The sequence below is a fragment of the Pseudomonas sp. NPDC087639 genome, from assembly GCF_044743385.1.
Classification (GTDB): Bacteria; Pseudomonadota; Gammaproteobacteria; order Pseudomonadales; family Pseudomonadaceae; genus Aquipseudomonas.
The window spans coordinates 73,276-88,158 of the sequence record NZ_JBIUWI010000008.1 but is presented as its reverse complement, the minus strand read 5'-3'; the positions used below and the strand labels follow the sequence as shown (position 1 = coordinate 88,158).

Genomic DNA, 14,883 nt, shown 5'->3' with positions numbered 1-14,883 from the left:
TCTTGAAAAGCTTGAAGATCAGCTCCCTTTCCCCCTCGCCCCCCTTGGGGGAGAGGGTTGGGGTGAGGGGGTAAGCTCTTGATCTTAAAATCTTCGCATCAGCGCTTTTGCAGCCAACCGAGAAACCCGCCTTTCCTCACCACCACCGGTTTAACCATCAACGCGAGGCGACTGTTCTGCTGCCGCACCGCCTGCAACTTGTTCAACGCCGACCCAACCTCCTTGCGCTGCTCCATGCACTGGCGCGTCAGGTTCTTGTCGAGGCGATAGATGATGCTCGACGTCAGCGCCGTAAACGTAGCCTGCGACGGGGTATCCGCCAGAATGCTTTGCTCGCCCATGACCTCACTCGGCCCCATGCGCCCGGCCTCTGTCTGGCTGGCGCCATCCGGTACCGTTGCGCTGACCACCCCGGTGGCAATCACGAACAGACTGTCCGGCACTTCGTCCAGATCCAGCACCACCTGGCCCGCGCTGTACTGCTGCGCGACCATCGATTCGGCGAGGCGATCACGTTCGTCGGCACTCAGCGAGCGGAAGATTTTCACTTCATCGAGCAACGCGCGGGCGCGGGTCGACGGTTCGATCACGCCGTCCGGATGCCGCGAAATCCCGGCGGCTTCCAAGTGGCGGTGTGCGAGGTCGAAGAGTTGATTGCGCACTTCGCTTTTCTTGCCCAGTTCGGCGATAAACCCGCTGGCCACGTATTCGGACATTTCTTCGCCGGCCTCTTTCAACACCACTTTCGGCGCCGGGCTCAGCAGCAGGCTGCTACTGCCTTGCAGCGTCCGGTCGAGGGCGTCGAGCACGCGGCGTGGGCGGATGTGGTTCGGCACTTTGATGCTGATCGACACGCCATGCATGTTATTCGGCCGGCTAAGGTTGACGATCTTGGCTTTGGCCGCCACCGAGTTCGGCACCACGGCCATGGTGCCGGCGCTGGTCAGCAGGTGCGTGGCGCGCCAATCGATGTCGAGCACTTTGCCCTCGACGCCGTCGATCACCACGAAGTCGTCCACTTGATACGGCTTGGTGGTGTTCAGAACGATCCCGGAAAACACATCGGCCAAGGTGCTTTGCAGTGCCAGACCGACGACGATTGCGAACACACCGGACGTCGCCAGCAAGCCTTTGACCGGCAGCTCCAGCACGTAGCCGGCCGCAGCGACGATGGCCACCAGAAACACCAGCGCACCGATGACGTCCTGCAACAAGCGACCGCTGTGGCCGATGCGCCGCATCAGGATCAGGCCGATGACTTCGGTAAGGACTCGCGCGGCGTACAACCACCAGATAATGCCCAGCGCGGTTGCACCGAGTTGCGCGACCTGGTCATCGGCAAACTGCGGCGCCTGCAAAGGGCTGACACCGGCGTTGATCACCAGCGCAGTGAACGCCAGAAACAGCACCAGCCGCACACCCACGCGCGGAGCGCGATGTGTGAAGGGGGCGAGGTGCCAGAGCAGGCCATCGAGCACCAGCAACACGGCACTCCCGGACAGCAGGTGAGCAAGCATGAAGTTCATGGGAGCGCTTCCACAAAAAAGCCCTTCCCCACACATCGCTGCGTGGGGAAGGGCTTGGGCTTAGTTGAGGTGGGTTTTCAGCTCAGCCGCTGCCTGGCGTACCGCCGCTTTCACTTCGGGAATCTGGCTCAGCGGATTGAGCAAGCCAAAGTCGTGGATCATCCCGTTGTAGCGCACCGCGGTCACCGGTACACCTGCCGCATCCAGGTGTCGGGCATAACCTTCGCCTTCATCACGCAACACGTCGAACTCGGCGGTCTGCACCAGCGCGGCGGGCAGGCCTTTGAGCTGTTCGGCGCTGGCGTTCAGTGGCGAGGCGTGGATCTGCGCACGCTCGGCCGGGTTGGTGGTGTAGTTGTCCCAGAACCATTTCATCATGCCTTTGGTGAGGAAGTGACCCTCGGCGAATTGCTGGTACGAGCCATCGTCGAACTGTGCGTTGGTCACCGGCCACATCAGCAACTGGAAGCGCAGCGCCGGGGCTTTCTGTTCTTTGGCCATCAGTGCCACGACCGCCGCCATGTTGCCGCCGACGCTGTTGCCGGCCACCGCCAGACGCTTGCCGTCGACACCGATGTCCTTGCCGTGCTCAGCCACCCATTTGGTTGCGGCGTAAGCCTGGTTGATCGCAGTCGGGTACTGCGCTTCCGGCGACGGCGTGTAATCGACGTACACCGCCACAGCGCCAGAACCCACCACCAAGTCACGAATCAGGCGTTGGTGCGTCGGAAAGTCGCCCAATACCCAGCCGCCACCGTGGAAGAACATGAACACCGGCAACTCGCCTTTGACCTTGGCCGGACGCACCACTTTCAGGTTGATCGTCTGGCCGTCGACCTTGATCGCCTTGTCGCTGACTTCCACACCGGACAGATCAACCTTCACCGAAGCCTGCGCGCCGGTCAGCACCGCACGGGCGTCTTTCGGGCTCAGTTGCTCAAGCGGCTTGCCACCACCGGCGGCGAGGGCTTCGAGAAAGGCTTGGGTGTTGTGTTCGACACCCGGGCTGCCAGCGGCGAAAGCGTTGCCGATGGACAGGGCGAGGAGGGAAGCGGTCAGGGTTTTTTTGACGATGTTCATGTGCAATTCCTTTTAATCCGTTTGATTTTTTATGCCTGAGTTGCGGGCTGCTGTGGCGCTGGGGTTCAGGCCTCAGCAACACCGTGAGCACAGATTAGTGGGATGCCGAAAAGTGAAAAAGCGGCTATAAAGCGTTTAACTGTCCACCAGAGAGTGACAATGAACCCGTTCGAAGACATGCGTATTTTTTGCCAGGTCATGGACTCCGGCAGCTTCACCTCAGCAGCCGATCAGTTGGGCCTGTCCAAGCAGTTCGTGAGCCGCCGGTTGATGCAGTTGGAAGAGCGCCTTGGCGTGCGCTTATTGAACCGCTCGACCCGCCGGCTGGACGTCACGCCACTGGGCCAGAGCTATTACGAATCGGCCCTGCGCCTGTTGAGTGAGGTGGAGCAGGTCGAGCAGGGCATCGCCGGGCAAACCGCCGAGCCACGCGGGACCATTCGCCTGAGTGCGCCGCTGTCGTTTGCCGTGGCACATCTCGGTTGTCTGCTGCCGATGTTCTTGCAGCGCTATCGCGAGGTCACGGTGGAAGTCGACTTGAACGACCGCCCGGTGGACCTGCTCGGCGAAGGCTATGACCTGGCGCTGCGCATTGGTGTGCTGGAAGACTCGACCTTGATCGCCCGCCGTATCGCCTCTATCGAAAGGGTGTATTGCGCCAGCCCGGCCTATCTGGCCGAACGCGGTACGCCGCTCAAACCCGAAGATTTGCTCGGTCACGACTGCCTGCCTTACGGCCATAGTCGTTCAGTGCAATGGCGGTTCAACGCCGGGCAGGGCAAGCCGTTGCTGGTTAATGTCAGTGGCCGGATGCGGGTCAACAACGGTGATTTGCTGCGCGATGCTGCGGTGCAGGGGATGGGGATTACCTATCTGCCGACGTTCATTGTCGGTGCGGCGTTGAAGGATGGCCGACTGGTGCCGGTGCTCGATGACTTGCGTCCGGAGCCGCTGACGTTGTCGGCGGTGTATCCGCAACATCGTCAGGCTTCCCGGCCGGTGCAGGCGCTGGTGGAGTTTTTGCGGGAACGCCTGGACAAAAGCAACGTAGACCTCTGAGCCCTGCACCCATTCAAATGTGGGAGCGAGCCTGCTCGCGAAAGCGGTCTGTCAGTCAAAGCATCATAGGCTGACCCACAGCATTCGCGAGCAGGCTCGCTCCCACAGGTATCGAGGTGTTATCTCGATTCAGTTGGCGCGTTTGTCATCGCCAGGTTCGCCGCCGACGTGAACACCGCGATCATCACCGACTTCACCTGACCGGTGTACGCCGTGATCATCCCCCGGTTCGGAGTGATTGCCGCTGCGACCCGAGGCTGAGTGATCGCCGGAATGTCCCGAGCCCTGACCGCTGCTGCCACTGTGTCCGCCGCCTTCGCCATGACCGCTACCGCTGCCACCGTGGCCACCACCATTCCCGCCACCGCCGCTGCCGCCGCCACCACTTCCTCCGCCGCCGCTACCACCGCCCCCACCACCATGGCCGCCACCGTTTCCGCCACCGCCACCGCCACTGCCACCTTCCTTGGCTTGAACAGTGGCTACTCCCGACAGGCTGTCCGGAATCAATACGGTAGACGCTGAAAGAACTGCGCCGATGGCCATTGCGAGCATGAGCTTTTGAATGTGCATATCGTTCTCCATCTTTGTGATTTGGTTGGGAACGTCGATGAGCGATGTTGCGTCGATCCGACCCGTTCCCGAGGTCAGTGAATACTCGAAGCCAGTTCGAAAATCGGGATGTACATCAGGATCACGATGACCCCGATCAGCAGGCCGATGAAGGTCATCAGCAGCGGTTCGAACAAACGCACGAACCACTCGATCCAGCGGCTGATTTCTTCGTCGTAGAAATCGGCGCTGCGTTCCATCATCTGCCCGAGGTTGCCGGATTGTTCGCCCGCTCGCAGCAGCCGCAGGGACACTGGCGTCACCAGCCGGTTGAGCTCCAGCGCAGCAGACAATGACTGGCCTTCGCGCACTCGCTCGCAGGCCTGATCCAGCCGCGCCCGCGACGCCACGGTGAGCAAGCCGCGGACCATGCCCATGGCGGTGACCAGCGGAATCCCGCCTTGCAGCAGAATCCCCAGCGAACGGTAAAACCGCGCCAGTTCATACATGAAAATCCGTTGATGGACGGCGGGCAGCTTCTCCACCAGCCGATCCAGCCATCGGCGAAACGCCGGCTGTTTTTGCAGCAGGGCGAGGGCCACGACAATCGCCGCCAACGCACCGAAGAACTCAAGCTGATGGGCATGCAGAAACATCCCGCTGCTCATCAGGATCTGCGACAGCCACGGCAGGTTCGAGCCCAGTCCTTCGAACACCAGGCTGAAGCGCGGTACCACGTAACCCATCAAAAACAACACCACGCCACCGCCGACGACCAGCAACAACAGCGGGTAGATCGAGGCGCTGACGATCTTCTGCCGCACTTCGTCCATACGCTGGCGATAGCTGACGTAACGACCCAGTGCTTCGCCGACCGCACCCGTCTTTTCGCTGGACTGCACCAGCGCCACGTACAGCGGCGGAAACACTGCCGACAACTGGCCCAATGCCTGGGAGAACGATTTGCCCTCGTACAGTAGGCGCACCAGCTCACTCAGGGTTTTGCGGGCAGCGGGGGCGGTTTCTTTTTCGGCGAGACTTTCCAGCGCATCGATCAACGGCAAGCCGGCGTTGATCAGGGTGGTCAGTTCCTGGCTGAACAACACCAGATTGAAGGTTTCGCGCTGGCGCAGTCGCAGTGAGCGCCAGTGTTTTTCCGCGTGCAGGCTGAGCACGCGCAAACCCTGGTCTTCGGCGATGTGCCGCGCCTCGCTGTGCCCCGGCGCCTCGATGCTCATAGACACCACGCCAGCCTTGCCGACCGCTTTCAGATTAAATCGCATGGGCCGCGCTCCGCTTACTGCCAATTGGTCACTTCGGCGTTTTCGCCGTCACCGCCGGGCTGGCCGTCCTTGCCCATCGACAGCAGGTCGTACTCGCTGTTTTCGCCAGGATAGCGGTAGGCGTAATTTCGGCCCCATGGGTCTTGCGGAAGTTTTTTCTGCAAGTACGGGCCGGTCCATTTCGCTTCATCGCTAGGCGCAAGTACCAATGCCTGTAGGCCTTGTTCGGTGGACGGATAGTGGCCTACCTCCAGTCGATACAAGTCCAGCGCCTTGCTCAGGCCTTCGATCTGCGCCTTGGCCACTTTCACTTCGGAGCGGCCCAACTGGGCGAAGTATTTCGGCGCGACGATCCCGGCCAACAGGCCAAGGACCACCAGCACCACGAGCAATTCGAGCAGGGTGAATCCGCGTTGGCTACGCGGACGAATTTGCAGCTTCATGATGACCTCCCGTGAGTGGCAGCCGTGTCGCCAGGAGGGCTTATGCAATTGCCATGCTCAGCCCCCGCTTAAACCTGGTTGATTGGCTGAAGCCCTTGTATTTCGGGCTTTCCATGAAACGGCACAGTGCTTGCGTATGGCTCAAACGTGATCGGCCATTGGGGCATTTCCCCCAATTTATCGGGGCTGATCCGGGGAGGCCCGACATGAAATTTCTTGCCAGCGGATTGCTCGGCTGTGTGCTGCTTGGCGGCACCGCGCAAGCCGATGTGTTCATCTCCGTGGACGCCAAGGGCAGCTACGTTCTGTCCAATGTTCACCGTCCCGGACGCACTTACGAACGGGTGATTCAGGAAGCCGAAAAACCGCTGGTCAGCCTTGATCAGCAGCCGCAGATGATCGCCAGGCAGCCCTATGCCGAACTGGTCTCGGCGGCGGCGACAGCCCATCAATTACCTGAAGCGTTGCTGCACGCGGTGATCAACGCCGAGTCGCATTACAACGCCGGCGCGACCTCGCCCAAAGGGGCAGGCGGGTTGATGCAGTTGATGCCTGACACCGCACGGGAGTTGGGGGTGAAGGACGTCTACGACCCCAAGTCCAACATCCAGGGCGGGGCCAAATACCTCAAGCGTCTGATGACCCTGTTCGACAACGATATCGCGCTCGCGGTGGCCGCCTACAACGCCGGGCCGGAAGCCGTGCTCAGCCGTGGCCGGGTGATTCCGCCGTTCGCTGAAACCCAGCGTTATGTGCCCAACGTGCTGCGCCAATACCGGCGATTGCAGGGGCTGGCGATGGATGCGCCGTTGTAGGCCCACCCGGTTCACCCACTTTCGGGGCAAATCGGGCTGGCCCGAAAAGTGGGGAAAAGCGGTGGGGAATATCCCCCGTAATCTCAAGTCGTTGCGGTAACTGATTGAACGGTAATGAAATTTTTTGTGGCACGCGGATTGCTCCACCGGTTTACGAGAATCATTCCCGTGAGCACCCACTACGAGGTTTGCGATCATGGTCGGCTTTCATCACGCTCATCGCTCATTCAATTGGTTGCTGATACTGGCCTCGATGCTCAGCATCGACCTGGCCAGCGCGGCCGTGCGCTGCGAGCGCAACCTGGTGGCCAATGTCGTGGCCTTCGATCAGCCGCTGATGTTCAACCGCCTCGGTGCGCAGAATGCCAACGGCATGATGTACGCCCTGCGCCGCGATGTGGTCGATGAGCATGACGTGTCGCTGGCCTACGGCGGCGCGGCGGTGCCGGGCAAGGTGTCGTTGCGTGCGGACAAGCGTCCGCGGCCATTGGTGCTGCGGGTGGCGGCGGGGGATTGCCTGACGATCAATCTGCAGAACCTGCTCGACTATCAGGCCAACTCGAACAAGCACTTCGAAAACGAGGGCGAAGAAGAGGGCGGTGAAAACGCCAACGGCGCCGAAGAATTCAAAGTCGACGAGCAAGTCGCTGATCGTCATGTCGGTTTCCAGGTCAACGGCCTGCAAGCGGTGAACAGCATCGACGACATTTCCTCGTTCACCGGGCGCAACGCCAACACCCTGGTGGTGCCGGGCGCAAGCCGCTCCTACACGTTGTTCGCCGAGCGCGAAGGCGCGTTTGCGGTCAGCAGCCGCGGTGCGACGTTTGGCGGCGAAGGCGCGGCGGGTAACGTTGCCAACGGCCTGTTCGGCCAGGTCGTGGTGGTGCCCAAGGGCGGCCGCAGCTATCGCAACACCCTGACCGAAGAGGAAATGCGCCTGGCCACCACAGGGCGTGCACCGACCGGTCAGCCCATCGTCGACTACCAGGCGCGTTATCCGCAGCGCGAACCGTGGCTGCGCGAAGGCAAGGCCGGCACGCCGATCATCAACATGGTCGACGGCAGTGAAATCATTTCCAGCGAAAGCGACGCGATTGTCATGGGCAGCAACGCCGACGGCAGCTTCCCGGCCAGCACTTATCCGCTGGAATCGGTCGGCAAACGCAACCCGGCGATCCCTAACCGACTCGAACCGTTCCGCGATTTCGCCTCGCAGTTCCAGGACGAAACCGCCGCCACGCAAGCATTTCCCGCTTACTGGGCAGACCCGGTGATGGCCCATGTGCTGGAGCCGACCCGCGATTCATTCATGATCAACTACGGCTCCGGCGGCATGGGCGCCGAAGTGGTTGCCAACCGATTGGGCGTAGGGCCGATGCATGACTGCCTGTCCTGCGCTTACGAAGAATTCTTCCTCAGCTCGCACACCGTCGGCGACGTGGCAATGCTGGTGGACGTACCGGCCAACGCGGGACTTGAGAATATTCTTCCGGGCCAAACGCCTCGTGCCGATCAGATCGGTGTCAAAGCGACCATGGCCCTCTATCCGTCGGAGCCGTCGAACGTCAACCACAGCTACATTGGTGACTTCGTCAAATTCCGCAATACCCACAATGGTCACGAGCAGCACATCTTCCACCTGCACGGCCATCAGTGGCTGTTCAACCCCAACGACGACAACTCCGATTACGTCGATGCTCAAGGCATTGGGCCGGGCGCCGGTTATACCTATGAAATCGCCAACGGCGGTTCGGGTAACCGCAACCGGGTGGCGGGGGATGCGATCTATCACTGCCACTTCTATCCGCACTTTGCCCAGGGCATGTGGGCCATGTGGCGGGTTCACGATGTATTCGAAGAAGGCACCCGGCTCGATGTTTCGCAGCAAGGCGCGGACGGTTATCACAGCGAACCGTTTGCGCTGCGCAGCGGTAAACCGGCGGTCGGTGCCCGGGCATTGCCCGATGGCGAAATCATCGCCGGCACACCGATTCCTGCAATAGTGCCGCTGCCTGGCAAAGCCATGGCACCGATGCCCGGCAAAGTCGTGGTGGTGCCGAAAATCGGTGAAACCCTGGTGGCCGGCAACGATGACGACGATGACGAAGAAGAGGGCGACGACGACGGCGAGCACCAAGGCGACAACGCGGGTGGGCAAGCCATCGGTTCCCTGGCGTTGGTGGATCGCAGCGAAGCCAACCGTAATGCTGACGGCAGCCTGAAAAACCCTGGTTATCCGTTCTGGATCGGCGGCATGGAAAGCTCGGTCGGCCAACGTCCGCCAACCCCACCGCTGGACATGCTCGACGCCGCCACCGCGCAATCCCTGAAGGCCAGCGGCAAAGCGCTGTGGGCCAACCTCGACCCGGCGCAATCCGGTGGTTGGGACGGTGGTTTGCAGCGCCATACACTCGATGGCGTGTCGGCGGGAGGCGAGGCGCGCACCGTGACCACGTCGCTGGATTTCTCCAAGGAAGTCACCCGTGCCAAACCGATTTATATGCCGGAAGAGGGCACTGAAGTCGAACAGGCGGCCATGGCCTTCCACGCGAAAAAGGATCACCCAAGCTATGCCTTGCTGCCCGGCAATCAGGTGGTGGCCAAGGCTTTCCGCACCAACGGCGCCTTGCCGATTGCCGGCGCGCCGTACTACGAGCCCTGCATGGATGACCGGCAAAAACGCCTGACCAGCAGCGCCGGCAGCGGTGAGTTCGCCAGCGGCGAGCGGGTTGACGGCATGTCCTTTGTCGGCGCCTCGACCTTCACCGCCGACCGGCCACGGATCTACAAAGCCGCCAACATCCAGTTCGACGCGGTGTACAACAAAGTCGGCTACCACTTCCCGCAGGCGCGCATTCTGGCGCTGTGGGAAGACGCCTGGCCGGTGATCACCAAGCAGCGTCCGCCAGAGCCTCTGGTGATGCGCATGAACACCTTCGATTGCGTGCAATACCAGCAAACCAACCTGGTGCCGGCCACCTATGAAATGGACGACTATCAAGTCCGCACGCCAACCGACGTGATCGGCCAGCATATTCACTTGCCGAAATGGGATCTGACCTCGGCTGACGGCTCATCCAACGGCTGGAACTACGAGGACGGCGTGCTCTCCCCAGGCACCGTGCAGGAACGAATCCACGCGATCCGCGAGTTCAACCAGTGCGAAGGTACCGACCCGCGTGACGGCACGCAGACTTGCCCGAAAGCCAAGGCGCATCCGTACTTTGGTCAATTCGGTCGTGCCGACTGGATCGGTGCGCGCACGGCAATGCAGCGCTGGTTCGTCGATCCGGTGGTCAATATCAAAGGCGTGGACCGTGGCCTCGGCACGATTTTCACTCACGACCACTTAGGCCCATCGACGCATCAACAGATCGGTCTGTATGCCACCGTGCTGGCCGAACCTGCCGGTTCCACCTGGCTGCACGCCGAAACCGGCGAGCCTCTGTACAGCGGCGCACGTCAGGATGGCGGGCCGACTTCATGGCAGGCGGTGATCAACACCGGCGACCTCGATGGCGACGGCAAGAACGACAGCTTCCGTGAGTTCTTCCTCGAATACAGCGACTTCCAGCACGCCTATGAAGCCGGTGTGTATGTCGGCGCCGGGCCTAATGGCGTGCCGAATCCGCAAGCGTTCCCGGCCACGGCCGACAGCTTCCGCTACGCGATCAACCCGCCAGTGCGCAACAACGCCAGCAACCTGCTCGAAGGTATCGTGGAAGTGCAGGGTGGTCAGGTCCCGGGCTGCCCGAGCCGGCCATGCCCACAGGCGATCTCGGTGGATGACCCTGGCATGTTCGTCGTCAACTACCGCAACGAGCCGCTGGCCCTGCGCGTCTACGACCCGAACAAGGTCGGCCCGGACGGCAAGCGCGGCATGCAGGCCGACGGCCTCGGCGGTGACCTGGCGTATGCCATGCAGAGCCGTACCGACCGTGCAATCCCGGCGATGAACCTGGCGCCGAACCTGCTCACCTCGGCCACCGGGCCTACCGGCGGCACCACGCTGTTCCCGCCGCACATCAACAAGGGCGGCGCAGAACCGGGCGACCCGTTCACGCCAATGCTGCGCACCTACACCGGCGACAACGTGCGGCTGCGGGTGCATGCCGGTGGCCACGAAGAAGAGCACAACGTCACCTTGCACGGCGTGAAATGGCTGCAGAGCGGTTCCGGTTTCGGCAACAGCTCCAACTCCGGCTGGCGCGCGTCGCAGATGATCGGCATCTCCGAGCAGATGGGCTTCATTGCGCCGGTGTCGATGCTCTCCAGTTCTGCGGCAACGACGGGCGACTATCTGTACTCGATGGACGCCTCGATCGAAGGCTACTGGAGCGGTATCTGGGGCGTGATGCGCAACTACACCGCCAAACGCAGTGACCTGTTCGCCATCCCGAACAACCCGACTCCGGCCGGTATGCGCAACACCGTCGCGTTTGAAGGCAGTTGCCCACGCTACGGCGCCAACCCGAACGGCATCGGCACCCGGCCGACTGTGCAGCGCAACTATGAAGTGGTCGCAGCCCTGGCCAACGACATCCTCGGCAATACGCTGGGCCTGACCATCGGCGATCCCGAAGGCCTCGGCCAGCATGTCGGCGGGCCGCTAAACCCGGCGGGCGGCACCCTGGTGCTGAACTCGCGCACGGTGAGCATTCCACAGGTGACGGTGACCGACCCTGAAAATGGCGAGACCATAACCATCGGCGGGCAGAGCGGGCCGCTGCATGATCCGACCGCGATCCTGTACGTGCGCAAATCCGACCTTGATCCGGTCAGCGGCAAGCTCAAGCCCGGCATTCCAGTCGAACCGCTGGTGCTGCGCGCGGCTGCCGGGGACTGCATCAACATCACTCTGGAGAACCGTCTGCCGAGCGTGATGCCGGATCTGACCCAGACCGCCGTGATGCAAGGCATGGTCAAGCGCGACCGCAACAGCGGCCTCGGTTCGACCACCTTCAGCAACAACCTGATGCGTCCGTCCAGCCACGTCGGCCTGCACGCGCAACTGCTGGCCTACGACATCACCAAATCCGACGGCACCAACGTCGGCGTCAATCCGACCCAGACCGTGCCGCCGCGCGTTGGCAGCAGCGGCGCGTACCCGACCCGTACTTATCAGTACTACGCCGGGCACCTGGAGCGTGAAGGCAAACCGGTGACCCAACTGGGTCGCAGCGTCGACAACATCAATGCCACGGCGGTCGAGTTCGGCGGTTTGAACTTCACCCCGGCGGACGTGATCAAGCAGCCGCAAAAAGGCCTTGGCGGGGCGATGAGCATCCTGCCGATCGGCGCCACCTGGGTCGACGATGCGCGCAAGGTCAACGCTACGGTCACCGCGCCGGGGCAAACGACTTACCGCGACTTCGCGATGGTCTGGCACAAAGCGTTGAACACCCGTTGGGCCAACGGCCGGCCGGTCGAAGGCATTGCCGCCGAAGGCTTCGGCTTGCCGACCGATCCGCAGGACAACTCGAGCATGGCGATCAACTACAAGACCGAGCCGCTGTGGTATCGCTTCGGCCTCGCCCCGGATGCACCGTTCGGGCATGCCGATGGCGCAGGTTATGGCGACATGACCAACGCGCACATGGCCTACAGCAATGCGCTGGTCGGCGGTGATCCGCAGACGCCGGTGTTGTACGCCAAACCGGGGCAACCGTTGCGCACGCACATCCTGATGCCGAGCGGTGGCAGCCGTGGCAGCACGTTCCAACTCGACGGTCATGTCTGGTCGGTCAACCCGTTCCAGGCCGAGAAGAGCGACACCAGTGGCTATCCGCTGGGTACGCCGGGCGTGGGTTCGGTGCGTTACGGCTACAACCCGATGTCGATGTACATCGGTGCCCACGAAAGCATCCTGCCGGCAGCGCACTTCAGCTTCATGCTGCCGAGCGCAGGGGGCAGCAACGCGATACCGGGGGACTACCTGTTCCGCGACTACGGCGCCTACGGCAACATTTCCGGGTTGTGGGGATTGCTGCGGGTGACCAATGAGCCGGAACCGGCACCGCAGGGCCAGTAGCTGCAAAGCAATGGATCTGTGAATGCAAAACCTGTAGGAGCGAGCCTGCTCGCGATTGGGAGCAACTCGGTTTTGGATGGTGTAGCTGAAATGCCATCGCGAGCAGGCTCGCTCCTACAGGAACCGTATCGTCTGGATTGGATTTGAAGGGGAGTGCGGTATGAACAGGATCATCAACATCACGGGAGTTTGTCTGCTGACAGTCGCGGGGGCGTTGCTCACGCTCAGCGAAATGGCGCTGGCGCAACCCGAGACCGGCCAGGTGCTGAAACGCGATGGCGTGGCGGTGGACTTCAAGCTCCAGCCGCTGGCCGCTGACGGCAAACTGCGTGAAGGCGAGTTCGCCGACGTGCAGTTCCGCATCACCGACAGCGCCTCCGGCCAGCCGTTGTCCGGTGTGGCGCCGGGGGCGTGGGTCGACCCTGAAACCGTCGCCGCCGATCTGGCCCAGGGTCGCGAAAAAAGCTGCAAATCCCGGGTCGGGGTGTTCCTCAAATCCAACATCGGCGCGCGGCCACTGCTCGATCTCAACAGTTATTACCTGTTGGTGATGAACCGCGACGCGAGCATTGCCGTGGTCGATCCCTCGGTGTCGGTCGGCGGCATCACCAGCACCATGGCGCGGATCGAACTCAAGCAACCGCCGATGGACTGGGTCACGCCCAAAGACAACAAACGCGTATTCGTGTCGATGCCCACGGCCGGCGAAGTGGCGGTGATCGACAGCGAACAATTCAAAGTCCTCGACTCGATTGCCGCTGGCAGCCAACCGGTGCGCGTGGCACTGCAACCGGACGAACGTCTGCTGTGGGTCGGCAACAACGCGAGCAAGGCCGAAGAGTCCGGGGTGACGGTGATCGACACTCAGAGCCTCAAAACCCTCAAGCATCTGGCCACCGGCCGTGGCCATCACGAAATCAGCTTCAGCAAGGACAGCCGTTTTGCCTTTGTCAGCAACCGTGACGACGGCACCGTGAGCGTGGTGGATATCGCCAGCCTGAACATCCTCAAGCAAGTCAAAACCGGCTCCAGCCCGCTGTCGGTCGCGTACTCGCCATTGTCCGGCGCGGTTTACGTGGCCGATGGCAAGGACGGCACCGTGACCGTGATTGACGGCAACAGCCATGCCGTGCGCCGGGTTATCCCGCTCCAGCAAGGCCTCGGCCCGATGGGTTTCAGCGCTGACGGCCGCTTCGGCGTAGTGCTCAACACCGTGGAAAACCGCGCCTCGATCATCGACGCGGCCAACGACTCGGCGATCCACGACCTCGACGTGTCCGCCGAACCCTATCAAGTGGTGTTCACCAAGGCCTATGCCTACGTGCGCGGACTGGCCTCGCCGAAGGTCACCATGATCAATCTGGCCTCGCTCGGTGAAGGCCGCCAGCCGATCAGCCAGGGTTTTCAAGCTGGCCCCCAACCGCCGCGCATGGCCGGGGATTTGCCGCTGGCCTCAAGCCTGGCGGTATCGCGCGATGACAACGCAGTGTTCGTGGTCAACCCGGTGGACAACACCACCTATTTCTACGCCGAAGGCATGAACGCGCCAATGTCCGGTTACCCCAACCGGGGGCAGATTGCGCGGGCGGCCATGGTCATCGACCGCAGCCTGCGCGAAGTGTCGCCGGGGCTGTACAGCGCGCGGGTGAAACTGCCGCCAGCGGGGCGTTTCGACGTGGCGTTCCTGCTCAATCAACCGAACATCATTCACTGCTTCACGGCGCAAATCGAAGCCGATGGCACGGTGGCAAAACACCTCGGGCAGCCGAAGGTCGAGTTCCTGCTCGACAAGACTGCCGTGGCGCTCAATGACCCCTACGTGGTGCGTTTTCGCATCGTTCAGGGCAAGCAGAAAGTCCAGCGCAGCGGCGTGAAAGACGTGCAGTTGCGCTACTTCCTCGCACCGACCTCGCACCCCCGCGAAGTGGCGGCACGAGAAGTCGCCGATGGCGTGTACGAAGCGCCGGTGACCCTTGATCGCAGCGGCGCCTGGTACCTGCATGTGCGTGCGGCATCGCTGGGTGCCGGTTTCGATGACAAGACCTTTGCCAGTGTTCGGGTAGCCCCGGGCCAGACGCGTTGATCCGTTCTCAT

The 14,883-nt window shown here is 62.1% G+C and carries 9 protein-coding genes; 4 read left to right on the top strand and 5 right to left on the bottom strand.

Features of this window, described 5'->3' with window-relative positions; genetic code table 11:
* Positions 1–98 precede the first annotated feature (98 nt).
* Positions 99–1,526, bottom strand: coding sequence for a mechanosensitive ion channel domain-containing protein (locus ACIOVB_RS06140; protein ID WP_401265814.1), 1,428 nt, complete (start codon positions 1,524–1,526; stop codon positions 99–101).
* Between the two features lie 60 nt (positions 1,527–1,586).
* Complete coding sequence (locus ACIOVB_RS06135; RefSeq protein WP_187676990.1) at positions 1,587–2,606, bottom strand: alpha/beta hydrolase; 1,020 nt, start codon at positions 2,604–2,606, stop codon at positions 1,587–1,589.
* Positions 2,607–2,765: 159 nt separating this feature from the next.
* On the opposite strand from ACIOVB_RS06135, the gene ACIOVB_RS06130 reads away from it, so the two are divergent.
* Positions 2,766–3,665 carry a LysR family transcriptional regulator gene (locus tag ACIOVB_RS06130; protein WP_401265811.1) on the top strand — a complete coding sequence of 300 codons (900 nt, stop codon included), beginning with the start codon at positions 2,766–2,768 and terminating at the stop codon, positions 3,663–3,665.
* 129 nt (positions 3,666–3,794) lie between these two features.
* Here the strand turns inward: ACIOVB_RS06130 and ACIOVB_RS06125 are convergent, their stop codons facing one another.
* From ACIOVB_RS06125 to gspG, 3 genes are all read right to left on the bottom strand, one after another.
* Positions 3,795–4,238 carry a hypothetical protein gene (locus tag ACIOVB_RS06125; RefSeq protein ID WP_401265808.1) on the bottom strand — a complete coding sequence of 148 codons (444 nt, stop codon included), beginning with the start codon at positions 4,236–4,238 and terminating at the stop codon, positions 3,795–3,797.
* A gap of 74 nt (positions 4,239–4,312) precedes the next feature.
* Positions 4,313–5,500 (bottom strand): type II secretion system F family protein, encoded by a 1,188-nt coding sequence (locus ACIOVB_RS06120; RefSeq protein ID WP_187676993.1) that lies wholly within the window; start codon positions 5,498–5,500, stop codon positions 4,313–4,315.
* 14 nt (positions 5,501–5,514) lie between these two features.
* Positions 5,515–5,943, bottom strand: a complete 429-nt coding sequence (gspG, locus tag ACIOVB_RS06115; RefSeq protein WP_401265805.1) for a type II secretion system major pseudopilin GspG — start codon at positions 5,941–5,943, stop codon at positions 5,515–5,517.
* Positions 5,944–6,149: 206 nt separating this feature from the next.
* On the opposite strand from gspG, the gene ACIOVB_RS06110 reads away from it, so the two are divergent.
* The 3 genes from ACIOVB_RS06110 (at position 6,150) to ACIOVB_RS06100 (ending at position 14,872) form a co-directional block, all read left to right on the top strand.
* Positions 6,150–6,758, top strand: a complete 609-nt coding sequence (locus tag ACIOVB_RS06110) for a lytic transglycosylase domain-containing protein (RefSeq protein WP_401265803.1) — start codon at positions 6,150–6,152, stop codon at positions 6,756–6,758.
* Positions 6,759–6,954: 196 nt separating this feature from the next.
* Positions 6,955–12,789, top strand: coding sequence for a manganese-oxidizing multicopper oxidase MnxG (gene mnxG / locus ACIOVB_RS06105; protein WP_401265801.1), 5,835 nt, complete (start codon positions 6,955–6,957; stop codon positions 12,787–12,789).
* Positions 12,790–12,949: 160 nt separating this feature from the next.
* Complete coding sequence (locus tag ACIOVB_RS06100) at positions 12,950–14,872, top strand: YncE family protein (protein WP_401265800.1); 1,923 nt, start codon at positions 12,950–12,952, stop codon at positions 14,870–14,872.
* The last annotated feature ends 11 nt before the right edge of the window (positions 14,873–14,883 follow it).